Here is a 23077-nt window from a genome sequence, read left to right as displayed (position 1 = left end):
AAGAAGGTACGCCGCAGGAGCCCTGATGTCATGTCCGTATCGCCATACGGTCATGACGGATCATGCCGCGGCCGCCAGAAAGGACCGAGGCCGTCCGGCCGCGAGGGCTTCGGCTGCTCCGCACATGCAAGGAGGTCAGGAACCGACCGGTTCCTGACCTCCTTGTACGTGCTGTGCCCGGCGTCAGCCGACGACCGTCCAGGTGTCGTTGCCCGACAGCAGCGCGGCGAGGTCGCCCTTGCCGTTCTGCTCGACCGCGGTTTCCAGCTGCTCCGCCATGAGCGTGTCGTAGACGGGCCGCTCGACGCTGCGCAGGACGCCGATCGGCGTGCGGTGGAGGGTGTCCGCGTCCGCGAGCCGGGAGAGGGCGAACGCCGTGGTGGGGCTCGGGTTGTGCGCGTCGTGGACGAGGACCCTCGCCTCGTTCTCCGGCGTCACCGTCACCACCTCCAGGTCGCCGGTCCGTTCGTCGCGCACGACGCCCTTCGCCAGGTCGGCGCCGAAGCGGATGGCCCGGCCGTGCTCCAGCCGGATCACCGCCTCCTCGGCCTGCTGCTTGTCCTTCAGTGCTTCGAAGGCGCCGTCGTTGAAGATGTTGCAGTTCTGGTAGATCTCGACCAGCGCGGTGCCCCGGTGGTCTGCCGCCTGGCGCAGCACTTCGGTGAGGTGCTTGCGGTCGGAGTCGATGGCGCGCGCCACGAACGACGCCTCCGCCCCGAGCGCGAGCGACACGGGGTTGAACGGCGCGTCCAGGGAGCCCATCGGCGTGGACTTGGTGATCTTGCCCAGCTCGGACGTCGGGCTGTACTGGCCCTTGGTGAGCCCGTAGATCCGGTTGTTGAACAGCAGAATCTTGAGATTGACGTTGCGGCGCAGCGCATGGATCAGGTGGTTGCCGCCGATGGACAGGGCGTCGCCGTCACCGGTGACGACCCACACCGACAGATCGCGGCGGGAGGAGGCGAGGCCCGTCGCGATGGCGGGTGCGCGGCCGTGGATCGAGTGCATCCCGTAGGTGTTCATGTAGTACGGGAAGCGGGAGGAGCAGCCGATGCCGGAGACGAAGACGATGTTCTCCTTCGCCAGGCCGAGTTCGGGCATGAAGCCCTGCACGGCGGCGAGGATCGCGTAGTCGCCGCAACCGGGGCACCAGCGCACTTCCTGATCGGACTTGAAGTCCTTCATGGATTGCTTGGCCTCGGCCTTGGGCACCAGCGAGAGCGCCTCAGTCATTGATGGCCTCCTTGAGAGCCGTGGCGAGCTGCTCCGCCTTGAACGGCATGCCGTTCACCTGGGTGTAGCTGTGCGCATCGACCAGATATCTCGCCCGGATCAGGGTGGCGAGCTGGCCGAGGTTCATCTCCGGTACCACTACCTTGTCGTAACGCCCCAGCACCTCACCGAGATTCCCCGGGAACGGGTTGAGGTGACGCAGATGTGCCTGCGCGATGGGCAGGCCCCCGGCGCGCAGCCGGCGTACGGCGGCGGTGATCGGGCCGTACGTCGATCCCCAGCCGAGCACGAGGGTGCGGGCGCCGTCCGGGTCGTCGACGTCGATGTCCGGGACCTCGATGCCGTCGATCTTGGCCTGCCGGGTGCGGACCATGAAGTCGTGGTTGGCCGGGTCGTAGGAGATGTTGCCCGTGCCGTCCTGCTTCTCGATGCCGCCGATGCGGTGTTCGAGACCGGGGGTGCCGGGCACGGCCCACGGGCGGGCCAGCGTCTGCGGATCGCGCTTGTACGGCCAGAACACCTCGGTGCCGTCCGCCAGCTCGTGGTTCGGGCCGGTGGTGAACTGCACGCGCAGATCGGGAAGTTCGTCGATCTCGGGGATCCGCCACGGCTCCGAGCCGTTGGCCAGGTAGCCGTCGGAGAGCAGGAAGACCGGGGTGCGGTAGGCAAGCGCGATCCGGGCCGCGTCGATCGCCGCGTCGAAGCAGTCCGCCGGGGTGCGGGGGGCCACGATCGGCACCGGCGCCTCGCCGTTGCGCCCGAACATGGCCTGCAGCAGGTCCGCCTGCTCCGTCTTGGTCGGCAGTCCGGTGGAGGGGCCGCCGCGCTGGATGTCCACGACCAGCAGCGGCAGCTCCAGCGACACCGCGAGACCGATCGTCTCCGACTTCAGCGCCACACCGGGGCCGGAGGTGGTGGTGACGGCGAGCGCGCCGCCGAACGCCGCACCCAGCGCCGCGCCGATGCCCGCGATCTCGTCCTCGGCCTGGAACGTGCGCACGCCGAAGTTCTTGTGCTTCGACAGTTCGTGCAGGATGTCGGAGGCCGGGGTGATCGGGTACGAGCCCAGATACAGCGGAAGATCGGCCTGCCTGCTCGCCGCGATCAGTCCGTAGGACAGGGCGAGGTTGCCGGAGATGTTGCGGTAGGTGCCCGTGGGGAACGCCTTGCTGGCCGGCGCGACCTCGTAGGAGACGGCGAAGTCCTCGGTCGTCTCGCCGAAGTTCCAGCCCGCGCGGAATGCCGCGATGTTCGCCTCGGCGATGGTCGGCTTCTTCGCGAACTTCGTCCGCAGGAACGACTCCGTGCCCTCGGTGGGCCGGTGGTACATCCAGCTCAGCAGCCCGAGCGCGAACATGTTCTTGCTGCGCTCGGCCTCCTTGCGGGACAGGCCGAAGTCCTTCAGCGCCTCGATCGTCAGCGTCGTCAGCGGCACGGGGTGGACGTGGAAGGCCTCCAGCGAGACGTCCTCCAGCGGTGAGGTGTCGTAGCCGACCTTGGCCATCGCCCGCTTGGTGAATTCGTCGGTGTTGACGATGATCTCGCCGCCGCGCGGTACGTCACCGACGTTGGCCTTGAGCGCGGCCGGGTTCATCGCGACCAGCACGTTCGGGGCGTCGCCGGGCGTGAGGATGTCGTGGTCGGCGAAGTGGAGCTGGAAACTGGAGACACCCGGGAGCGTTCCGGCAGGTGCCCGGATCTCCGCGGGGAAGTTCGGCAGCGTGGAGAGGTCGTTGCCGAACGACGCCGTCTCCGAGGTGAACCTGTCACCTGTCAGCTGCATACCGTCACCGGAGTCACCCGCGAAGCGGATGATCACCCGGTCCAGTCTGCGGATTTCCTTGTCGCCCGAAGGCCTGCGTTGTTCGCCGACGACGGCCTCACGGCCCCCACCCGACTCGTCGGCCTGCTCGGTCGGGCTACTCACCTGGCTGGTCACTGAACTGGACCTCCCTCGAGGCGGCTCCTCGGGCCCGGCCGGTCCGCCGACCGTCCCATTGGCAACCCTACGACGGTAAGGAGGGCCTTCCCCGGACCGTTCGTATCTCGGAATCACCCGTGAGACGTCGTGCCGCCCACCTTTGTCATGATTCATATGCTCATGTGTTCCCGGTGTACACGTTCACCCGTCGTGGCGCACGAGTCACCCGTTCAGGGAACTGCGCCGGAAGTGGGACGTCACGAGTTCAAATACGTCAGCACGGCCAGCACCCGCCGGTGGTCACCCTCGCTGGGCGAGAGGCCGAGCTTCATGAAGATGTTGCTCACGTGCTTCTCCACGGCGCCGTCGCTCACGACGAGCTGCTTGGCGACCGCCGAGTTCGTCCGGCCCTCGGCCATCAGCCCCAGAACTTCGCGCTCGCGGGGCGTGAGGCCGGCGAGCACGTCCTGCTTACGGCTCCGGCCCAGCAGCTGCGCCACGACCTCCGGGTCCAGCGCGGTACCCCCACGGGCCACCCGGACCACGGCGTCCACGAACTCGCGCACCTCGGCCACCCGGTCCTTGAGCAGATAGCCCACGCCCCGGCTGCTGCCCGCGAGCAGCTCGGTCGCGTACTGCTCCTCCACGTACTGCGAAAGGACGAGCACGCCGATGCCGGGATGCTCCCGGCGCAACTGCACAGCGGCCCGTACGCCTTCGTCCGTATGGGTGGGAGGCATCCGCACATCGGCGACGACGACGTCCGGCAGCGCGTTCTGGCCGGCGAGCTCCGCCACCGTCTTGATCAGCGCCTCGGCGTCGCCGACACCGGCGACGACATCGTGGCCGCGGTCGGTCAGCAGCCGGGTCAGCCCCTCCCTGAGCAGCACGGAATCCTCGGCGATGACCACCCGCACCTTGTCCTCCACAGCCCCGCGTCCCCCTGTTGATGAGTGTTGTGGCCCCTGCGCCGTCCAGCATCCCAGCCCGGGCCCGCTCGCGGGCCCGGGCTCCGGGATCTGCAGGGGGTGCGGGGCGGGTACGCCGACCGCCGAACGGGGGGACGCAGGGGGGCCGGGGAGGGTTGAGACCGGGCCCTGCGCGGCGCCGGGGTCAGGCGCGCCAGGGGAGCTCGGCCGTCACCGTCGTCGGGCCGCCTGCCGGCGAGTCCACGGCGAGGATGCCGTCCACCGCACCGAAGCGCTCCGCCAGCCCCGCGAGACCGCTCCCCGCCGCAGGGGAGGCGCCGCCCCTGCCGTTGTCCGTGACCTGCAGCATCAAACGGTCCTGCGAGCGCCAGACGTCCACGGACACACGGGTCGCCTGCGCGTGCTTGCTGACGTTCTGCAGCAGTTCGGACACGGTGAAGTAGGCGATGCCCTCTATCGCGGCGGCCGGTCGCGTGTCCAGGTCGACGGTCACCGTGACGGGGGCGGTGCAGCGGGAGGCGACCGCCGACAGTGCGGCGTCGAGACCGCGGTCGGTGAGGACCGCGGGGTGGATTCCGCGTGCGAGATCACGCAGCTCCTGCAGCGCCACCTTCACCTCGCCGTGCGCCTCGTCGACCATGCGGGCGGCGGCCTGCGGGTCCTCGGCCAGTTTCTCCTTGGCGAGCCCCAGGTCCATGGCGAGCGCGACGAGCCGGGCCTGCGCGCCGTCGTGCAGATCGCGTTCGATACGGCGCAGGTCCGCGGCGGCCGTGTCCACGACCACTCCGCGGTCCGACTCCAGCTCCTCGACGCGGCCGGCCAGCCGGGACGGCCCGAGCAGCCCTGTCACCATCAGCCGGTCCACGCCGGTCAGGCCGCGGATGACCCACGGTGTCGCCAGGGTCAGCAGCAGACCGGCGAAGCTGGTCACCCCGATCTCGAAGGGGGAGTCGAGGTAGTAGCCGTGCGTCCGGTCGCCGTACAGCTGCAGCCCGTCGACACCGCCGTACATCGGGAAGACCCATTGCCACAGCGGGTACAGCAGCAGCGCCCAGCCGGCCGTCCACAGCGGCACCACCAGAGAGAAGCCGAAGACCGCCCACGGGAAGTGGAGGAGCGCGTAGAGGAGGTGTCGCCAGGAGGCGCCGCTCTTGAGGATCCCGCCGATCCAGCCGGCGGCTCCGGCCTTCCTGACCCGCACCGGCTCGGGCGCGGCGACGTCCACGTCCAGCAGGGCCCTGGCCCGCATGCGCTCCACCGCGCCGAGGCCGCGCAGGGTGGCGAACGTGCCCGCGAGCAGCGGGATTCCGAGGAACGTGACGAGCAGTCCGGCGCTCGTCGACGTCAGGGCGACGGCCAGGACGAAGAGCAGCACACTCATGGGCAGGCTCAGCACGAGCCAGACGAACTCCCGCCACGTACGCCCCTCCAGCGGCGCCCGCAGTACGGGAGGCAGCGCATGCACCCGCTCGCGGGGCACTGTGCCGTATCCGTGATCCGTGGTCATCGAAGTAGTCCGTTCTGCGATGCGGGTTGTCATGTCTCTAGCGTGCTGACCGGGAATCGCACACACCATGAGGGCGGTCGGCGTCCTGGCCGGGGGTTTTCCCCACCACGGGCGCCCGGGCGGGCTCGTGGCGGGCATGACCGAGAGGATGGGGCAGGGGCAGGGGCAGGGGGCGGGACGTCGGGGCATGCCCGAGGGGCGAGGGCATGGGGGAGGGCGTGGGAGAACCCTGTGCGCCCGGGCTGTTAGGCGCGGCGCTCCCGCCACGGCAGTTCCGCCGTGACCTTCGTCGGGCCGCCCACGGGGGAGTCCAGCGCGAACAGGCCGTCCACCGCGCCCAGGCGTTCCGCGAGGCCGGACATGCCCGTGCCGCCGTCCAGCCGCGCCCCGCCCTTGCCGTTGTCGCTGACCTGGATGAGCAGCCGCTCGTCGGCACGCCAGACGTCCACGGACGCACGGGTGGCCCGCGCGTGCTTGCTGACGTTCTGCAGCAGTTCGGACACGGTGAAGTAGGCGATGCCCTCGATCGCCTCCGCCGGTCGCCTCTCCAGGTCGACCGTCACCGTGACGGGGGCGGTGCAGCGGGAGGCGACCGCCGACAGTGCGGCGTCGAGACCGCGGTCGGTGAGGACCGCGGGGTGGATTCCGCGTGCGAGATCGCGCAGTTCCTGAAGCGCGAGTTTCACCTCGCCGTGCGCCTCGTCGACCATCGCCGCCGCCGCGTCGGGATCCTCCAGCAACTTCTCCTTCGCGAGGCCGAGCCCCATGGCGAGCGCGACGAGCCGGGCCTGCGCGCCGTCGTGCAGATCGCGTTCGATACGGCGCAGGTCCGCGGCGGCCGTGTCCACGACCACTCCGCGGTCCGACTCCAACTCCGCGATGCGCCGCTCCAGTTCGTCGGAGGGCGACAGCAGTCCGCGCACCATGGCACGGTCCGCGTTGGCCATCCCCCGAGCCAGGTACGGCAGCAAAGGCCACAGCGCCACCAGCCCCACGAGCGTGACGGCGAACGTCAGCACACCCCACGGCAGCCGGATGAACGAGTAGAGCACCGCCCGCCAGCCCACCGGATCCTTCAGCCGGGACCAGATCCGGGCGAGCAGACCTGAGCCGTGCCGCGGGGAGCCGAGCGGGCTCGGCTCGTCGATGCGCACGCCGAGCAATGCACGGGCCCTCGCCCGCTCCAGACGTCCCACGCCGCGCGCGCCCGCCAGCCCGAGGGCGAGCAGGGGCAGCCCGATCACGGTGACGGACAGGCCCGCTCCGACCGCCACGGCCACCAGGACGTAGACGAAGGAGACGAGCGCCACCGGCAGATTGGCCAGCAGATGCGCGACCTCCCGCCAGGTGTGACGGTCGAAGGCGAAGCGCACGGGTGGCGGTCCTCCGTTGTCGGGGGAGGTGATGCTCGCGGTCATGAGGGCCAGCCTGCCGGGCGCGTCCTCCGGGCGCCATGGGGTACATGGGTGGGAGGAAGTGGGGATAACCCCACCTCATGCATGACGCGACTGCTTACGGTCCCTTTAGCAGGGCCTAGACTCCCGTGCGTACGGACGCCGCAAGGCGTCGTACGAAGCGACAAGCAGCATCGAAGTCGACGAGGTCAGGGAGCGAGGGGCGGACGTGCCGGAAACGACCGTGGTCGTACTCGCGGCGGACTACTTCCAGAGCTACTCGGTCGTCGGACTGCTCGCGGTGATCGGCGTGCTCTTCGTCGCCGTCGCCTTCGGCGCCGGCCGGCTGCTGCGGCCGGTGGTGCCGACGCCGGAGAAACTGCTGACGTACGAGTGCGGAGTCGACCCTGTCGGCGAGGGCTGGGCCCACACCCAGGTCCGCTACTACGTCTACGCGTTCCTGTACGTGATCTTCGCGGTCGACTCGATCTTTCTTTTCCCGTGGGCGACCGTGTTCGCCGCGCAGGGCTACGGCGCGACGACGCTCGTCGAGATGTTCATCTTCCTCGGCTTCCTGGCCGTGGGCCTGCTCTACGCGTACAAGAAGGGCGTCCTGACATGGGCGTGACTCCCGTCGATCTTCCCGAGCCGCAGAGGCTCGGCGCACTGGCGCGCCTGGCCCCCGAGCCGATGAAGGTCGTTCTCAACTGGGGCCGCCGCTACAGCCTCTGGGTCTTCAACTTCGGCCTCGCCTGCTGCGCCATCGAGTTCATCGCGGCCTCCATGGCGCGGCACGACTTCATCCGGCTCGGCGTGATCCCGTTCGCCCCCGGCCCGCGCCAGGCGGACCTGATGGTCGTCTCCGGCACGGTGACGGACAAGATGGCACCTGCGGTGAAGCGTCTGTACGAGCAGATGCCCGAGCCCAAGTACGTCATCTCCTTCGGCGCCTGCTCCAACTGCGGCGGCCCGTACTGGGACTCCTACTCCGTCACCAAGGGTGTCGACCAGATCATCCCCGTCGACGTCTACGTGCCCGGCTGCCCGCCCCGTCCCGAGGCGCTGCTCCAGGGCATCCTCAAGCTGCAGGAGAAGATCGCAAACGAATCGCTCGGCGAGCGCTACGCACGCGGCACCGCCCGCCCGTCGGCCGAGGCGCTGCGCAGCGGTCTGGTCACGCCGCCACCGCCCCCCGGATCGGAGGGCGAACGGTGAACGCGTACGACAACCTCCCGGACGCCGTCACCGAGATCTTCGGCGAAGAGGCCACCGCGGAGCGCAGCTACGAACTCCTCACGGTCGACGTCCCCGTCGGCTCCTGGATCCCCGCCCTCGAAATCGCCCGCGACAAGCTGGGCTGCACCTATTTCGACTGGCTGAGCGCGGTCGACGAGCCGGGCACCGGCTTCCGCGTGTGCGCGCACGTCGTCTCGCTGGAGGGTCGCAGGGTCCGTCGGCTGCTTGTACGCACCACGGTCCCGCACAGTGCCCCGGCGCTGCCGTCGGCCGTCGACATCTACGCGGGCGCGAGCTGGCACGAACGCGAGACGCACGAGATGTTCGGGGTCGACTTCACCGGGCATCCGCATCTCGATCCGCTGCTGCTGCCCGAGGGCTTCGAGGGGCATCCACTGCGCAAGGACTTCGTCCTGGCCGCCCGGGTGGCCAAGGCATGGCCGGGCGCGAAGGAGCCGGGGGAATCCGAGCACGGGGGCCCCAAGCGCCGCCAGATGCTGCCGCCCGGTGTGCCCGACCCCAACGAGTGGGGCCCGCTGAAGGGCCAGCTCCCGCCTGCCCCGGCGCGACCGGCCCGCACCCCGCGTGCGGCCGGAGCACCCGGCGAACGCCCACCGCGCCGCACGCGCACAGCCACCGAGGGCTCGGCTTCCCAGGCGGCCACGGGCACGGCCGCGGGAACGGGTACGGAGGCGGGTGCGAGCGCGGGTGGGGGACCCGCCCCGGCATTGCCTCGCCGTTCGCGCAGTGCGAGCGAGGGCTCGGCGTCTCAGGCGGCCTCGGCGTCCCAGACGGAGGACGTGGCGTCCCAGGCGGAGGACACGGCGTCCCGGGCGGGCGCTGCTTCGGAGGCTCCGGCTGCGGGAGAGTCGCGGCCTCGTCGTTCGCGCAGTGCGAGCGAGGGCTCGGCCTCTCAGGCGGCGGGCACGGCGGAGGGTGCAGCGGCGGGCACGGCGGAGGGTGCGGCTTCGGCTGAGGGGCCTTCGGCCGAGCGGCCACGCCGCTCTCGCAGCGCCGCCGCAGGTTCGGCGAGCACGCGCCGGGCGGAGGCCGCCCCGGAGGAGACCGAGCCCCCGGCCCCGCCGGCCCGCAGTTCCGACGCCCCCTGGCACCACGCGCGCCCGGCATTCGACGACGACAGGCCGACCCCGGGCGCCGCGGCGCCCGCGCCGAAGGGCGCGACGGAGGACGCGACGGAGGACGCCGACGCCACCGGCGCCGCCGAGCCCTCTGCGCCCGCGGCGGCCGAGTCCGCGCCTGCCGAGCCCTCTGCGCCCGCGGCGGCCGAGTCCGCGCCTGCCGAGCCCCCTGCGCCCGCACCGGCCGACTCCGCACCGGCCGAGTCCGCGCCGGCGTCGACGCCTGGGAGCCCTGCGCCCGCAGTCCCCGAGCCGGACGACGGCGACACCGATGCGGACGCGGACGACACGGAGCCCACGGACGACACGGGCCCCGCCCACCCCGACCGCACCCAGCAGGACCGACCCACCGGAGGCGACCCCGCGTGAACGACGCCCTCGACGTCGCCGTCCGGCTGATCGTCGTCTTCGCCGTGTTCATGGTGTTCCCGCTCGTGATCGGGCAGACCGAGCACAAGGTCATGGCCCATATGCAGGGCCGCCTCGGCCCGATGTACGCGGGTGGCTTCCACGGCTGGGCCCAACTCGTCGCCGACGGCGTGAAGTTCGCGCAGAAGGAGGACGTGGTCCCGGCCGATGCCGACCGCCGCATCTTCCAACTCGCCCCGGCCGTCGCCCTGCTGCCCTACCTTCTCGTCCTGGTCGCCATCCCCATCGGCCCCAGCGAGGGCGCGGTCGGCCAGGTCGTCGACGCTGGCATCTTCTTCGTCCTCGCCGTGATGGGCGTCGGTGTGCTCGGCTCGCTCATGGCGGGCTGGGCATCGGCCAACAAGTACTCCCTTCTCGGCGGCCTGCGAACCGCCGCTCAGCTCCTGGCATACGAGCTCCCCATGCTGCTCACCGCGGCGTCGGTCGCCATGGCGGCCGGGACCGTGTCGCTGCCCGGCATCGTGAACGCCTTCGAGTGGTGGTGGCTGCCCTGGCAGATCGTGGGCGCGCTTGTGTTCTTCGTCGCCGGTCTCGCCGAACTGCAGCGTCCTCCCTTCGACATGCCGGTCGCCGACTCCGAGATCATCTTCGGTGCGTACACCGAGTACACGGGCCTGCGTTTCGCGTTGTTCCTGCTCGCCGAGTACGCGGGCATCGTCGTGCTGTGCGGCTTGACCACCGTCCTCTTCCTCGGCGGCTGGCACGGTCCGCTGGGTGCCGACGGGCTCGGCTGGCTGTGGACCCTCCTCAAGACCGCGGTGCTCGCCTTCGTCGTCATCTGGCTGCGGGTGAGCTACCCGCGGCTGCGCGAGGACCAGCTGCAGAAGCTGGCCTGGACCGCGCTCATCCCCCTCGCCCTCGCCCAGATCGCCCTCACCGGCATCGTCAAGGTGGTGATCCAGTAATGTCCCCGATCCCCGGCAGCGGCCTCGCCAAGGGCCTTGCCGTCACCCTGCGGACGATGACGAAGAAGACCGTCACCGCGCAGTACCCGGACGTCCTGCCCGAACTGCCGCCCCGCACGCGCGGAGTGATCGGCCTGTTCGAGGAGAACTGCACGGTCTGCATGCTCTGCGCCCGTGAGTGCCCCGACTGGTGCATCTACATCGACTCCCACAAGGAGACGGTCCCTGCCGCCGTCCCCGGCGGCCGTGAGCGCAGCCGGAATGTCCTCGACCGGTTCGCCATCGACTTCTCGCTCTGCATGTACTGCGGTATCTGCATCGAGGTGTGTCCTTTCGACGCGCTGTTCTGGTCCCCCGAGTTCGAGTACGCGGAGACCGACATCCAGGAGCTCACCCACGAGCGCGACAAGCTCCGCGAGTGGATGTGGACGGTGCCCGCGCCACCCGCGCTCGACCCGGGCGCTGAGGAGCCGAAGGAGGTCGCGGCAGCCCGCAAGGCGGCCGAGAAGCTCGCGGCCGCCGCCCAGGCCGACGCCACGCCGACTGCCGGAGACGCGCCCGCAGGCGGCCCCGTCTCCGGTATCGGCCCGACCCCGCCCGCCGACGGGGACGCTCCGGCAAAGCGCGAGCCCGGACCCCAGCCGGGCGAGGGAGGTCCCGCATGACGCTCGCCGCAGTAGCGCCACAGGGCTTTCTCTCCCCGACCGGTGTGGAGATCGCCTTTCTGCTCGTCGGCCTCGCCACCTTCGGCGCGGCCGTCATCACCGTCACGACCAAGCAGCTGGTGCATGCCGCCCTCTGGCTGGTCGTTGCGCTCGGCGGTATCGCCGTCGAGTACCTCCTGCTCACCGCCGAGTTCATCGCGTGGGTACAGGTCCTGATCTATGTCGGCTCCGTGGTCGTCCTCCTCCTCTTCGGTCTGATGCTCACCAAGGCGCCCATCGGCCGTTCCCCCGACGCCGATTCCGGCAACCGGTGGCTCGCGCTCGGGGTGGCCGTGGTCGCCGCGACGGCGCTGGTGTGGGTGGTCGTGGACGCGTTCCGCACCACGTGGATCGATCTGGACGGACCCGCCCAGGGATCCACCAAGGTGTCCGGCGAGATCCTCTTCCGGCACTGGGTGCTGCCGTTCGAGGCGCTCTCCGTCCTGCTGCTCGCCGCCCTCGTGGGGGCGATCGTCCTGTCCCGCAAGGACCCGGAACCGCCGCACACCACGCACGGCCCCGGCCCGTCGGACCGAACGGCCCGCGAGGCCGGAGAGGGGAAGCGCTGATGCATCTCGCCTATCCCGCCGTGCTCGCCGTCCTCCTGTTCTGTGTCGGGCTGTACGGCGTCCTTGCACGCCGCAACGCGATCCTCGTCCTGATGTCCGTCGAGCTGATGCTCAACGCCGTCAACCTCAACCTGGTCGCCTTCGACGTGTGGCTCCGCGACGCGCTGCACGCCGGCCAGGCGTTCACCCTCTTCATCATTGCCATCGCCGCGGCGGAGATCGGAATCGGTCTCGCGATCGTGCTGATGGTGTACCGAAACCGCGGCACCTCGGACGTCGACCGCCTCCGGGACACCGCCGAGGCCGCCGGGCCCGACGACAGCCCCTCACCCGCAGACCGCGAGGAGAAGGCAGAGGCCACCGCGTGACCACCACAACCCTCGCCGTCCTCGTCCCCCTCCTTCCGTTCCTGGGCGCCGCGGCCGGTTTGCTGCTCGGCCGCGCCGCGCCCGGTTTCGTACGACCCCTCGCGGTCCTGCCCACCCTGGCCGCGACTGCGCTCGCCGCCCTCGTGGCCGCCCGACAGGGCGGCGGCCGGGCGATCACCGCGGCGACCGAGCTGACGCCCACCGGATCGGTCCCGATCGATCTCGCCCTGTACATCGACGGCTTCGCGGCCCTCGTCGCCGTCGTGGTCGGGATCGTCGCGTCCTGTGTGCAGATCTACTCCACGGCCTATCTGCGCGACGACCCTCGCTATCCCTCGTACGCCGCGCTCATTTCCCTGTTCACCTCCGCGATGCTGCTCGTCGTCTACTCGGGCGACCTGATGGTGCTGCTGGTGGGCTGGGAGATCATGGGCATCTGCTCCTACTTCCTCGTCGGCCACTACTGGGAGACGCCCGAGGCGCGCGCCGCCTCCCTCAAGGCCTTCCTGGTCACCAAACTCGGCGATGTCCCCTTCCTCATCGGCCTGTTCGCCCTCGCCACCGACGCCGGCACGTTCCGGATCAACGGAATCCTCGGCGCCGTCGCGGCCGGCACCATCGAGCACCCCACCCTGGTCGCCCTGCTCCTCCTCGCGGGCGTGGCGGGCAAGTCGGCGCAGTTCCCGCTGCACACCTGGCTGCCCGATGCGATGGCGGGCCCCACACCCGTCTCCGCACTGATCCACGCCGCGACGATGGTCGCCGCCGGCGTCTACTTCGTCGCCCGGCTCCTTCCCCTCTTCGCAGCCTCCGCGGCGGCCATGACCGTCCTTGCCGTGATGGCCGCCGTCACGATGGTCGGCTCCGGGCTCGCCGCCCTCGCCCAGGACGACATCAAGCGCGTCCTCGCCTATTCGACGATCGGCCAGCTCGGTTACATGACCGGCGCGCTGGCCGTCGGTGACCGCGGCGCCGCCGTCTTCCACCTCCTGTCCCACGGTGCCTTCAAGGCCCTGCTCTTCCTGGCCGCGGGCTTGATCATCCACGCCGTGGGCACCAACTCGCTCGCCGCCATGTCCCGCATGAGCGGCATCGCCAAGCGCGTCCCTGATGCGTACTGGACGATGACCATCGCGCTGCTGGCCCTCGCCGCGATTCCTCCCTTCGCCGGCTTCTTCTCCAAGGAAGCCGTCCTCGTGGCTGCCGAGCACACCGCGTTCGGCGACTCCGCCATCGCGCCCACGGGTGCGGGCTGGACCGTACTGATCGCCGGTCTGATGACAGCCGTCCTCACCGCCGCATATGCGATGCGGCTGTGGCTGCTCGCTTTCCGTGGCCGCGGCGCCGAGGCCCCCGACCACGGCAGGCAGCCGGTCGCCATGACCGCTGTGCTCTGGGTCCTCGCCGTCCCGTCACTCGCCTTCGGCCTGACCTACAACCAGCTGCCCGGCTGGTTCGACGGACACGCCCTCACCGCCACCGTCACCACTGCCGTCCTCGGCACCGGCCTGGCCATGGTCGGCGGACTCGTCACCTACGGAACCTGGCGGCACACCACCGCCGTCATGGCCCGCACACCCATCGGTGCGGTCGCCGCCCACCCCGAAGCCGAACCCGCCGTCTCCGAGGCCGAGGCGATCGCGACCCACACCCCCGCCTACGGATCGCTCGCGACCGCCCCCGACCCGGCCGATCCCGCCCGGTTGCTGCTCGGCCCGCTCCACAGGCATGCCGCCGTCGGCTTCCACGTCGACGCCCTTTACAGCGCGTTGTTCGTGCGCCCCGTCCGGGCGGCCGCCCAGCTGGTGCGCTTCCTGGACCGCGAGGTGGTCGACACCTACGTCAGCGGATCGGGCGCCGGAACACGCCTGCTCGGAACAGTCGTCAGGCGCGCACAGACCGGCAATGTGCAGACCTACCTCGGTGCGCTGCTCGCCGGCTCTGTCGTCCTGGCGGTCGCCGCCGTCGTCCTGTCCAACGTCAACGCGGGATCGTGAGCCGTGATCGATATCAGCGAGTCAGTGATGCAGGTCCTTCTCGCGTTCATCGTCGTCGGACCGCTCCTCGGCGCCGTCGCCGCGCTGCTCCCCGCGCCGCCCGGGCTGCGCGGATCCGGCCCGGACCAGGCGGTCCTGCGCCACGGTGTGACCGTGACCGGGGCGATTCTCGTCGCCGCGGTGGTGCTGGCGCTCGGCTTCGACCACGACCACCCGTCGGTGATGCAGGCCACGACGGACATCAAGTGGATCCCGGCACTCGACGTGCGGATCCACCTCGGCGTCGACGGCATTTCGCTCCCCCTTGTCGTACTGACGGCGTTGCTGACCTTCCTCTGTGCGCTCCACAGCTACTTCAAGATGCCTTCCGGCCCCTCGCCGAAGGCATTCGTCGCTCTGCTGCTCGTCCTCGAATCGGGCACTCTCGCGACCTTCGCCGTCCTCGACCTGGTGCTGTTCTTCCTGGCCTTCGAGATGGTGCTCATCCCGATGTACTTCCTCATCGCCCGCTGGGGCGGTGCGGAGCGGCAGGCAGCCGCCTGGAAGTTCATCCTCTTCACGCTTCTCGGCTCGGTCGTGATGCTGCTCGGCCTTCTGCTCATCGGGCTGAAGGCCGGCACATTCGACATGGTGGCACTCGCCACTGACAACGGCCGTGACCTGACCACATCCGTGCAGGTCATCGCCGTCCTGGCGATCGGGATCGGGCTCGCGGTGAAGACGCCCATGTGGCCTCTGCACAGCTGGCTGCCCGACGCTCACACCGCCGCCCCGACAGTCGGCTCCGTGCTCCTCGCCGGAGTCCTGCTCAAGATGGGTACGTACGGGTTCGTCCGCATCGCCCTGCCCATCACGCCCGACGGGATGCAGATCTTCGCCCCGTACCTCGCGGCATTCGCGGTCGTCGGCATCATCTATGGATCCCTCGCCTGCCTCGCCCTGGCCAGGCAGGGAGCCGGCGGTGACCTGAAGCGGCTGATCGCCTACTCGTCCGTCGGCCACATGGGGTTCGTGCTCCTCGGCATCGCCTCGATGACGCCGACCGGCATCAACGGGGCCCTGTTCGCCAACATCGCGCACGGCCTCATCACCGGCCTGCTGTTCTTCCTGGTCGGCGCGGTCAAGGACCGCTACGGCACCGCCGACCTGGACGCTCTCGCCGGTGCCACCGGCGCCGCGCTGTACGGACGGGCGCCCCGCCTCGGCGGTCTGCTCGCCTTCGCGGCCGTCGCCTCGCTCGGCCTGCCGGGTCTCGCCGGGTTCTGGGGCGAGATGCTGGCCCTGTTCGGCGCCTTCGACCCCGCCGACGGCCTCAGCCGGCCTGCGTTCCTCACGTTCATGGCGATCGCCGCGTTCGGCACACTGCTGACCGCCGCGTATCTGCTGGTCGTCGTGCGCCGCGTGTGCATGGGCGCGCCGCCGCAGGCGGGGGCGAGTGCGGCGGAAGGCCGCCCGTTCGCCCCGCTCACCGATGTCCGGGGCTACGAATTCGCCGCCTGGACGCCGCTCGTCGCTCTCACCGTCCTCGCCGGACTGTGGCCCGCGGTCCTCCTCGGCCTCACCGACCCGGCAGTGCAGAAGCTCCTCGCAGGAGGCAATTCGTGACCGTGGCCGCCGAGAGCGTCACCAGCCTCGTCCAGTCGGTCGACTGGCTCACGATCGCGCCGCCCACGATCACGGCGGTCGTCGGCATGATCGTTCTGGTCGCCGACCTCTTCCTCGCGGAACGCCGCAAGCCAGTGCTTGGCGGCGTCGCGATCGCCGGCCTCGTCGCCGCGATGCTGACCCTGGTGCCGCTGCGTAAGGGCGACCGTTCGACGTTCTGCCTGACGAGCGACGTCGACGTGTGCAGTTACACCGCCGACCACTTCACGCTGGCCATCCAGTTCCTGGTTCTCGGCGGCGCGTTGCTGACCGCTGTGCTCTCGCTCACGGACACGCGCCGCGAGCTCCCGGCCGGTGAGTTCTGGTTCCTGCTGCTCTCCTCGGCGGCGGGCGCGGCCCTGCTGCCCGCATCGCGTGACCTCGCCACCCTCGTCGTCGCGCTCGAAGTCGCCTCGCTGCCCGCGTTCGCACTCGTGGGCCTGCGGCGCGGTAACCGGCTGTCCAGCGAAGCCGCCCTGAAGTTCTTCCTCTCCTCGGTGACCGCGACGGCCGTGACCCTGCTCGGCGTCAGCTTCGTCTACGCCGCGACGGGAACCCTGCATCTCACCCAGGTCGCCGCCGGCCTGGAGAATGTGCCCGGTCAGTTCGACACGCTCGCCAAAGCCGGCGTAGCGCTGACCCTGGTCGGCTTCGCCTTCAAGACGGCCGCCGTTCCCTTCCACTTCTGGGTTCCGGACACCTATGTCGGCGCGCCGCTGCCGATCGCCGGATACCTCTCCGTCGTCGGCAAGGCCGTGGGCTTCACCGGCCTCATCCTGGTGACGGTCGTGGGCTTCCCCGGGTACGCCGACGTCTGGGGCCCTGCGCTCGCCGTCCTCGCGGCACTGACCATGACGGCGGGCAACGTGGCCGCGCTGCGCCAGTCCGCCACGCGTGCGTGGAGCGCGGTACGGCTGCTGGCCTGGTCCTCCGTGGCCCAGGCCGGGTACCTGCTGGTGCCGATAGCGGCCGCCGCGTACTCGAGCGACGACCAGATCGGTGCCACCGTCGCGTACGCCCTGATGTACGCCGTCGTGAACCTGGGCGCGTTCGCGGTAGCGGCGCTCGTCGCGCGCAACCACCCGCAGAACCGGATCTCCGACTACCGCGGCCTCTACGCGACCCGCCCTCTCGCCGCCCTGGCGATGGGCTTCTTCCTGCTCTGCCTGGCAGGGCTGCCGCCCGGCATCATCGGACTGTTCGCCAAGGTCACCGTCTTCTCGTCGGCCGTCGATGCCGGGCTCGGCTGGCTCGCCGTCGTCATGGCCATCAACGTCGTGATTGCCCTCTACTACTACCTGCAGTGGACGGCGATCCTGTTCCGCGCCCCCGAGGCGGTGGGCGAAGGAGAGGCCGTGGAAGCGGCCGCCCCGGCGCGGCGGCGCACCCCGGCCCCGGTCACCGTCGCGATCGCGCTGACGGCCGTCGCCGGTGTGGTCCTCTCCGGGTATCCCCAGCTGGTGCTGCGCTTCGCGGCGAACACCCTCTTCTGAGCATCACTCCACCGGCGCATGCCCGGGGTCGGGAGTGCAGGGGAACCAGCGTCCTTCGCCTGGCGTTGACCAGTACAGAAGGGTCCACTGGAGAGTGAGCACCACAGGCAAAGGGTTCCCCTGCCGCACCATTTGGAGGGCGTACCGTGCACCGCCGGCACAACGGGCTGAAGACCGCCGTACTCCTCGGGGGACTGTCCGCCATCATCCTCGTCATCGGCAGCTTCTTCGGCCGGACGGGGCTGCTCGTCGCGCTTGTCGTGGCACTCGGCACGAACGCCTACGCGTACTGGAACAGCGACAAGCTCGCGCTGCGGGCCATGCGTGCCCGGCCCGTCAGCGAATTCGAGGCGCCCACGCTGTACCGCATGGTCCGCGAGCTCTCGACCGCCGCCCGCCAGCCCATGCCCCGGCTGTACATCTCCCCGACGCAGGCACCGAACGCCTTCGCCACCGGCCGCAATCCGCGCAATGCCGCCGTGTGCTGCACGGACGGGATCCTGCGGATCCTCGACGAGCGCGAGCTGCGCGGCGTGATCGGCCACGAGCTGAGTCATGTCTACAACCGTGACATCCTCATCTCGTCCGTCGCCGGAGCCCTGGCCTCGGTCGTGATGTTCCTGGTCAACTTCGCCTGGCTGATCCCTGTCGGCCGCTCGGACGACGACGACGGCCCCGGCCTGGTCGGCATGCTGCTGATCATGCTGCTCGGCCCCCTGGCTGCTTCCGTCATCCAGCTCGCTGTCAGCCGCTCGCGTGAGTACGAGGCGGACGCCTCGGGGGCTCAGCTCACCGGTGACCCCCTCGCCCTGGCGAGCGCCCTGCGCAAGCTGGATGCCGGGACGAAACAACTACCGCTGCCGCCCGAGCCCCGGCTGGAGACAGCGAGCCACATGATGATCGCGAACCCGTTCGGCCCCGTCCGGGGGCTGTCCAAGATGTTCTCCACCCACCCGCCCATGGCGGAACGGATCGCCCGACTCGAACAGATGGCAGGTCATCGCCCGTGAAAACCATTCTGAACGTCATATGGCTGATCCTCAGCGGCTTCTGGCTGTTCCTGGGATACCTGCTCGCGGGCGTGATCCTGTGCATCACGATCATCGGAATCCCGTTCGGCCTGGCCTCGTTCCGGATCGGCGTCTATGCCCTGTGGCCCTTCGGCTACACGACCGTCGACCGGCACGACGCCGGAGCCCCGTCCGTGCTGGGCAATGTCCTGTGGGTGATCCTGGCCGGCTGGTGGCTGGCGCTGGGTCATATCGTCACGGGCATCGCGCTGTGCCTGACGATCATCGGGATCCCGTTCGGCGTCGCCAACTTCAAGATGATCCCTGTCTCGTTGATGCCGCTGGGCAAGGAAATCGTCCCGACGGACCGCCCCTTCGTGTGAGGCCCACCCCCTTCGTGTTGAGAGGTGACCTGGTAGTTGCGCATACAGCTGGCTGTCGCGAACACCGACCCCGACGATCCCGAGGACACGGAGATCCTGGCCCTCTGCACTGATGCGGAGGGCCTCTACGGGGACCCGCCGGAACCGGAGCGGGACCGCTACGAACTCGTCGGCTGCGCGCCCGAGGGGCGCCTGTCGGAAGCGGCCGCCAACCCGCAGGAGGACGGCACCTCGCCCGTCGGCGTGCTGTACGCGGTGACCCTGGACCCCGAGGGGCAGCCGATCGATCCGCCCTGGCTTGCGTGGTGGGGCCTGCAGGACGTGCGGGTACTGGCTGTGCGACCGAGTGCGGCGGGCGACGGCCTGGTCGACATCACGGTCGAAGCTGCCCTGGAGGGGTGGGACGAAGTCCACGAGCACCAGCCGGACGTACCGGAGCAGCCGCCCCGGTCCCGGGGCTTCCGCCTGGAGGGCCGGGACGAGCAGCCCTGGGGTCACTGCCAGGAGGTGAGGCTGGTCGGTGACAAACAGCCGGAACCTGGCGCGACACCGCTGCAGTTGCTCGGCTGCGAAGCCCGCGGGACCCTGCTCGCCGCGCTGCATGCGGGGGACGACGACTTCACGCTGGGTGGCGTCCACATCGGGGTGCTCGACCGCACGGGGCGGGTCGTCCAGGAGGACTGGTTCAACGTGGACATCCAGACGTGGAAGCCGTCTGCCCTGGGAGACGGACTCTTCGATCTCACCCTCGACGTCTACGCCTTCGACGAACGCAGCGCCGCACGCCGCCGGGTCCACGAGATCTGGTGGAGCGGGCCGCCGGCCGAGCCCAACCTCTGGGCTTCGCTCGATACGGTGGGACGTGCGTGCTGGCCCCTGGTCACGATGAAGAACCACCAGCAGGTGCGCGAACATGACGCCCCACCGGGCGGGACGTACCACCTGGACGGCAGGCACGTCACCGACGTTCCGGGATTCCTCTGCGCACTGGGCGAGGCCATGAACGGGCCCGGCACGTACTTCGGTTGGGGTCTGTGGGCCATTGACGACTGCCTGAAGGGCGGGTTCGGCGTCGAGGCCCCGCTCACCCTGGTCTGGCACGACCATCACATCGCCCGTACGTGCCTCGGGATGCCTCCGCTGGCGAACCCCGAGCAGCCCACGTTCGAGTACGTTCTCGCGACGCTCGCCGCAGGCAAGGTCGAGGTCGTCCTGGGCTGAGGGTCAGCGGGCACCGCGCCGACGGCGCAGCAGCAGCGCCCGCCCCCCGTACACCGCGGCTCCCGCCGACAGCACCGCCGTGCCCGACAGCACCGAGGAGAGCGGCAGCGCGAAGGCCAGCCCGAGACAACCCACCAGCCCGCATCCCGCAAATGCCTGCACGCTCCGGGAACTCAGCGTCCAGGCCGAGGCGTTGGCAATGGTGTAGTACACCAGCACTCCGAACGACGAAAAGCCGATCGCCCCGCGCACGTCCGCCGTCGCCGCCACCACCGCGACGACGGCCCCCACGGCAAGCTCCGCGCGGTGCGGCACCTGGAAGCGGGGATGCACCGCGGCCAGTGCTCCCGGCAGATGGCCGTCCCGGGCCATCGCCAGCGTTGTGCGGGAGACGCCGAGAATCAGCGCGAGCAGCGAGCCGAGCGCCGCCACCGCGGCGCCCGCCTTCACGACGGGCTCCAGCCACGGCACACCAGCCACACGCACGGCATCCGCGAGCGGAGCCGCAGCCTGGCCCAGCCCGTCCGGGCCCAGCACAGAGAGGACCGAGACAGCGACACACACATAGACGAGCAGCGCGATACCGAGCGCCAGTGGTACGGCCCGAGGGATCGTCCGGGCCGGGTCCCGCACCTCTTCGCCCAGCGTGGCGATCCGTGCGTACCCGGCAAAGGCGAAGAACAGCAGCCCCGCCGCCTGCAGCACACCACCGGCCGTCACGTCCGTACCGAGGCCCAGCCGTTCCGTGTCCGCGGCGTCCGACCCGAGGGAGGCCACCACGACCGCAGCCAGAACCGACAGCACGACCGCCACGATCGCCCGCGTCAGCCACGCCGACTTCTGAACGCCCCCGTAATTCACGGCAGTCAGCGCGACCACCGCGGCGACGGCGACCGCGTGTGCCTGCTCCGGCCAGGCGTATGCACCGACCGTCAGCGCCATCGCGGCACACGATGCCGTCTTCCCGACCACGAACGCCCAGCCGGCCAGATACCCCCAGAACGGGCCCAGCCGCTCCCGCCCGTACACGTAGGTGCCCCCGGACGCCGGGTACAGGGCCGCGAGCCTGGCCGACGACATGGCATTGCAGTACGCGACGGCGGCGGCCAGCGCCAGCGCGGGCAGCAGCCCGGTCCCGGCCGAGTCGGCCGCCGGGCCCAGCGCAGCGAAGATGCCGGCTCCGACCATCGAGCCGAGTCCGATCACGACCGCGTCGAAGACACCCAGCGATCGACGCAGTTCTCGTGTCACGCGTCGCACCCTACCGATCTCCGCAACCGCGCCCGGTCGCCCGGTCGTCCTCAAGTGCAACAACGTACGAAAGGCAGGTTCACGGCATGAGCATCATCAGCTGGATCGTCCTCGGGCTGCTGGCCGGGGTCATAGCCAAGATCCTGCTGCCCGGCCGCGACCCGGGCGGGCTGATCGGCACGACGGTCACGGGCATTGCCGGCGCGTTCATCGGCGGCTGGATATCGGCCCGTTGGCTGGACCGGCCGATCTCCACCGACTTCTACGACGGGGCCACGTGGGCCGCGGCCATCGGCGGTTCCCTTGTGCTGCTGATCGCCTACCGGATCCTTTTCGGTCACTCGCGTTCTCGCTGATCCCGACGCGCTGATCCCGGCAGGATCCGAACGAGAGGCCCTACAGTCCGGTCTCGCGCAGGGTGATGTTCAGCCGACCGCTGCTCATCCCCGTCGCGGGATCGGCCGTGCCGGGAAGCACCTTCGGGACCCCGTGGTAGGCGAATCGGGAAGGCCCGCCGAAGACGAACAGGTCCCCGGACATCAGCTCCACGTCCCTGTACGGCTGCCCGCGCGTCTCGGTGTTCCCGAATCGGAAGACGCAGCTGTCACCGATGCTCAGCGACACCACCGGAGCGCCGGACCGCTCCTCCTTGTCCTGGTGCATCCCCATCCGCGCGGCACCGTCGTAGAAGTTGATCAACGCGGTGTCCGGGGAGTACGTGCTAGCCGACGCCGCGGCCTGCCCGCCCTCTCCACCCTCGGACCCCGTCCCGTACGCCGCGGCCAGCGCCTCCCGTCCCAACTCCATGAGCCAGTCGGGAAATTCGGCCACTCGAGCACCGTTCACATCGTCGGCGGTCCGGGAGTAGCGATACGGCTGCCAGTGCCACCCCACGCACACGGTCTGCACCGACATCACGCCGCCGCCCGGCAGCGCCGTGTGCCGGATGGGCACAGGGCCGCGCGCCCAGGCGCGGCACGCTTCGACCAGTTCCCGCTGCCGCCCGACCGGCAGCCAGCCGGGGACGTGCACCGCGCCCGGCGCGACAACTGTCCGTTCCCTGGGAAACAGGGGGTCGTTCACGACGCCCGCGTGCCCTCGAGTCCGAGGAGTCGTTCCTTGGACGCGAGGCCTCCGGCGTATCCGCGCAGGGCACCGTCCGTGCCGATCACTCGATGGCAGGGCCGGACGACGAGCAGCGGATTGCGCCCGATGGCCGTCCCCACGGCCCGTACACCGACCGCGGAAGTGCCCACTCGCTCGGCGATCTCCTTGTAGGTCGTGGTGCGCCCGTACGGCACCTCTTCCAGTGCCCGCCACACCCGTCGCTGGAAGTCGGTCCCGCTGTCGGCGAATTCGATCTCGAAACGGGTCAGTCGTCCAGCGAAGTACGACGAGAGCTGTCGGCCCATCTCCTCGAACGCCGCCGGGTCACGCCGCCAGCCGTCCTGCACGACCGCCGCGCCCTTCTGCCCGGGCAGCGAGAGCGAGACGAGCGCGGTGCCGCCCTTCGCCGTGGCCGAGGCCTCGCCGACGACCAGCAGCTCACCCAACGGGCTGTCGACGACCTCGTACAGAGTGGTCATGGCTCGCGTCCCTCCTTGCGGGATGTCTCCGTGCGCCGTACGCCTACGATTCTGCGCCCCCGACGACGTCGCGGCTGGCGGAAATCGGACGTCACGCCCTGCCCCGGCACAAGGGCGGGGGCGGAGCGGTCGAGCCGCTCCGCCCTCGGTCGCTCCGG

The 23077-nt window shown here is 70.3% G+C and carries 22 protein-coding genes; 14 read left to right on the top strand and 8 right to left on the bottom strand.

All coding sequences use genetic code 11. The annotated features are described in order from the left end of the window. Positions 1-183: 183 nt before the first annotated feature. The 5 genes from AC067Z_RS11660 to AC067Z_RS11640 form a co-directional block, all read right to left on the bottom strand. Positions 184-1233 (bottom strand): 2-oxoacid:ferredoxin oxidoreductase subunit beta, encoded by a 1050-nt coding sequence (locus AC067Z_RS11660; protein ID WP_478789285.1) that lies wholly within the window; start codon positions 1231-1233, stop codon positions 184-186. Then, complete coding sequence (locus AC067Z_RS11655) at positions 1226-3172, bottom strand: 2-oxoacid:acceptor oxidoreductase subunit alpha (RefSeq protein WP_478789284.1); 1947 nt, start codon at positions 3170-3172, stop codon at positions 1226-1228. The genes AC067Z_RS11660 and AC067Z_RS11655 overlap by 8 nt, the downstream gene beginning before the upstream one ends. A 239-nt stretch (positions 3173-3411) precedes the next feature. Continuing rightward, positions 3412-4071, bottom strand: a complete 660-nt coding sequence (locus tag AC067Z_RS11650; RefSeq protein ID WP_478789419.1) for a response regulator transcription factor — start codon at positions 4069-4071, stop codon at positions 3412-3414. A gap of 196 nt (positions 4072-4267) precedes the next feature. Beyond that, positions 4268-5590, bottom strand: a complete 1323-nt coding sequence (locus AC067Z_RS11645) for a sensor histidine kinase (protein ID WP_478789283.1) — start codon at positions 5588-5590, stop codon at positions 4268-4270. A gap of 245 nt (positions 5591-5835) precedes the next feature. Then, complete coding sequence (locus AC067Z_RS11640; protein WP_478789282.1) at positions 5836-7008, bottom strand: sensor histidine kinase; 1173 nt, start codon at positions 7006-7008, stop codon at positions 5836-5838. A gap of 205 nt (positions 7009-7213) precedes the next feature. Between AC067Z_RS11640 and AC067Z_RS11635 the strand changes: the two genes are divergently transcribed. From AC067Z_RS11635 to AC067Z_RS11575, 13 genes are all read left to right on the top strand, one after another. Then, positions 7214-7612, top strand: coding sequence for an NADH-quinone oxidoreductase subunit A (locus AC067Z_RS11635; RefSeq protein ID WP_478789281.1), 399 nt, complete (start codon positions 7214-7216; stop codon positions 7610-7612). Then, positions 7603-8199, top strand: coding sequence for an NADH-quinone oxidoreductase subunit B (locus tag AC067Z_RS11630; RefSeq protein ID WP_478789280.1), 597 nt, complete (start codon positions 7603-7605; stop codon positions 8197-8199). The genes AC067Z_RS11635 and AC067Z_RS11630 overlap by 10 nt, the downstream gene beginning before the upstream one ends. After that, complete coding sequence (locus tag AC067Z_RS11625; protein ID WP_478789279.1) at positions 8196-9728, top strand: NADH-quinone oxidoreductase subunit C; 1533 nt, start codon at positions 8196-8198, stop codon at positions 9726-9728. Before AC067Z_RS11630 ends, AC067Z_RS11625 begins: the two co-directional genes overlap by 4 nt. Continuing rightward, positions 9725-10693, top strand: coding sequence for a complex I subunit 1/NuoH family protein (locus AC067Z_RS11620; protein ID WP_478789278.1), 969 nt, complete (start codon positions 9725-9727; stop codon positions 10691-10693). The genes AC067Z_RS11625 and AC067Z_RS11620 overlap by 4 nt, the downstream gene beginning before the upstream one ends. Continuing rightward, positions 10693-11358 (top strand): NuoI/complex I 23 kDa subunit family protein, encoded by a 666-nt coding sequence (locus AC067Z_RS11615; RefSeq protein ID WP_478789277.1) that lies wholly within the window; start codon positions 10693-10695, stop codon positions 11356-11358. Before AC067Z_RS11620 ends, AC067Z_RS11615 begins: the two co-directional genes overlap by 1 nt. After that, positions 11355-11966: an NADH-quinone oxidoreductase subunit J family protein gene (locus AC067Z_RS11610; protein ID WP_478789276.1), complete on the top strand. Its 612-nt coding sequence runs from the start codon at positions 11355-11357 to the stop codon at positions 11964-11966. The genes AC067Z_RS11615 and AC067Z_RS11610 overlap by 4 nt, the downstream gene beginning before the upstream one ends. After that, positions 11966-12334: an NADH-quinone oxidoreductase subunit NuoK gene (gene nuoK / locus AC067Z_RS11605; protein WP_478789275.1), complete on the top strand. Its 369-nt coding sequence runs from the start codon at positions 11966-11968 to the stop codon at positions 12332-12334. Before AC067Z_RS11610 ends, nuoK begins: the two co-directional genes overlap by 1 nt. Beyond that, positions 12331-14331, top strand: a complete 2001-nt coding sequence (locus AC067Z_RS11600) for an NADH-quinone oxidoreductase subunit 5 family protein (RefSeq protein WP_478789274.1) — start codon at positions 12331-12333, stop codon at positions 14329-14331. The genes nuoK and AC067Z_RS11600 overlap by 4 nt, the downstream gene beginning before the upstream one ends. 27 nt (positions 14332-14358) lie before the next feature. Next, the gene (locus AC067Z_RS11595; RefSeq protein ID WP_478789418.1) at positions 14359-15936 is read left to right on the top strand and encodes a complex I subunit 4 family protein; all 1578 of its coding nucleotides are present in this window, start codon (positions 14359-14361) and stop codon (positions 15934-15936) included. Then, positions 15933-17468 (top strand): NADH-quinone oxidoreductase subunit N, encoded by a 1536-nt coding sequence (locus tag AC067Z_RS11590; protein ID WP_478789273.1) that lies wholly within the window; start codon positions 15933-15935, stop codon positions 17466-17468. Before AC067Z_RS11595 ends, AC067Z_RS11590 begins: the two co-directional genes overlap by 4 nt. A 146-nt stretch (positions 17469-17614) precedes the next feature. Beyond that, positions 17615-18478: a zinc metalloprotease HtpX gene (gene htpX / locus AC067Z_RS11585; RefSeq protein WP_478789272.1), complete on the top strand. Its 864-nt coding sequence runs from the start codon at positions 17615-17617 to the stop codon at positions 18476-18478. Further along, positions 18475-18861, top strand: a complete 387-nt coding sequence (locus AC067Z_RS11580; protein WP_478789271.1) for a YccF domain-containing protein — start codon at positions 18475-18477, stop codon at positions 18859-18861. Before htpX ends, AC067Z_RS11580 begins: the two co-directional genes overlap by 4 nt. A 36-nt stretch (positions 18862-18897) precedes the next feature. Next, positions 18898-20082, top strand: coding sequence for a barstar family protein (locus AC067Z_RS11575; RefSeq protein WP_478789270.1), 1185 nt, complete (start codon positions 18898-18900; stop codon positions 20080-20082). 3 nt (positions 20083-20085) lie between these two features. Here the strand turns inward: AC067Z_RS11575 and AC067Z_RS11570 are convergent, their stop codons facing one another. Then, entirely contained in the window at positions 20086-21342 is a 1257-nt protein-coding gene (locus AC067Z_RS11570) for an APC family permease (protein ID WP_478789269.1), read from the bottom strand. 77 nt (positions 21343-21419) lie between these two features. Between AC067Z_RS11570 and AC067Z_RS11565 the strand changes: the two genes are divergently transcribed. After that, positions 21420-21689: a GlsB/YeaQ/YmgE family stress response membrane protein gene (locus tag AC067Z_RS11565; RefSeq protein WP_478789268.1), complete on the top strand. Its 270-nt coding sequence runs from the start codon at positions 21420-21422 to the stop codon at positions 21687-21689. 40 nt (positions 21690-21729) lie between these two features. Here AC067Z_RS11565 and AC067Z_RS11560 read toward each other — a convergent pair whose 3' ends face one another. Further along, positions 21730-22416: an alpha-ketoglutarate-dependent dioxygenase AlkB family protein gene (locus tag AC067Z_RS11560; RefSeq protein WP_478789267.1), complete on the bottom strand. Its 687-nt coding sequence runs from the start codon at positions 22414-22416 to the stop codon at positions 21730-21732. Beyond that, positions 22413-22919 carry a methylated-DNA--[protein]-cysteine S-methyltransferase gene (locus tag AC067Z_RS11555; RefSeq protein ID WP_478789266.1) on the bottom strand — a complete coding sequence of 169 codons (507 nt, stop codon included), beginning with the start codon at positions 22917-22919 and terminating at the stop codon, positions 22413-22415. The genes AC067Z_RS11560 and AC067Z_RS11555 overlap by 4 nt, the downstream gene beginning before the upstream one ends. Positions 22920-23077 lie beyond the last annotated feature (158 nt).

The organism is Streptomyces sp. NPDC043812, assembly GCF_056436245.1.
This window is presented reverse-complemented; position numbering and strand designations above follow the sequence as displayed.

What these genes read in the sequence shown, in the direction of transcription:
- AC067Z_RS11660 (WP_478789285.1), bottom strand. Translation starts at nt 1,233, where the DNA reads ATGACTGAGGCGCTCTCGCTGGTGCCCAAGGCCGAGGCCAAGCAATCC.
- AC067Z_RS11645 (WP_478789283.1), bottom strand. Translation starts at nt 5,590, where the DNA reads ATGACCACGGATCACGGATACGGCACAGTGCCCCGCGAGCGGGTGCAT.
- AC067Z_RS11640 (WP_478789282.1), bottom strand. Translation starts at nt 7,008, where the DNA reads ATGACCGCGAGCATCACCTCCCCCGACAACGGAGGACCGCCACCCGTG.
- AC067Z_RS11630 (WP_478789280.1), top strand. Translation starts at nt 7,603, where the DNA reads ATGGGCGTGACTCCCGTCGATCTTCCCGAGCCGCAGAGGCTCGGCGCA.
- AC067Z_RS11615 (WP_478789277.1), top strand. Translation starts at nt 10,693, where the DNA reads ATGTCCCCGATCCCCGGCAGCGGCCTCGCCAAGGGCCTTGCCGTCACC.
- AC067Z_RS11610 (WP_478789276.1), top strand. Translation starts at nt 11,355, where the DNA reads ATGACGCTCGCCGCAGTAGCGCCACAGGGCTTTCTCTCCCCGACCGGT.
- nuoK (WP_478789275.1), top strand. Translation starts at nt 11,966, where the DNA reads ATGCATCTCGCCTATCCCGCCGTGCTCGCCGTCCTCCTGTTCTGTGTC.
- AC067Z_RS11595 (WP_478789418.1), top strand. Translation starts at nt 14,359, where the DNA reads ATGCAGGTCCTTCTCGCGTTCATCGTCGTCGGACCGCTCCTCGGCGCC.
- AC067Z_RS11565 (WP_478789268.1), top strand. Translation starts at nt 21,420, where the DNA reads ATGAGCATCATCAGCTGGATCGTCCTCGGGCTGCTGGCCGGGGTCATA.
- AC067Z_RS11555 (WP_478789266.1), bottom strand. Translation starts at nt 22,919, where the DNA reads ATGACCACTCTGTACGAGGTCGTCGACAGCCCGTTGGGTGAGCTGCTG.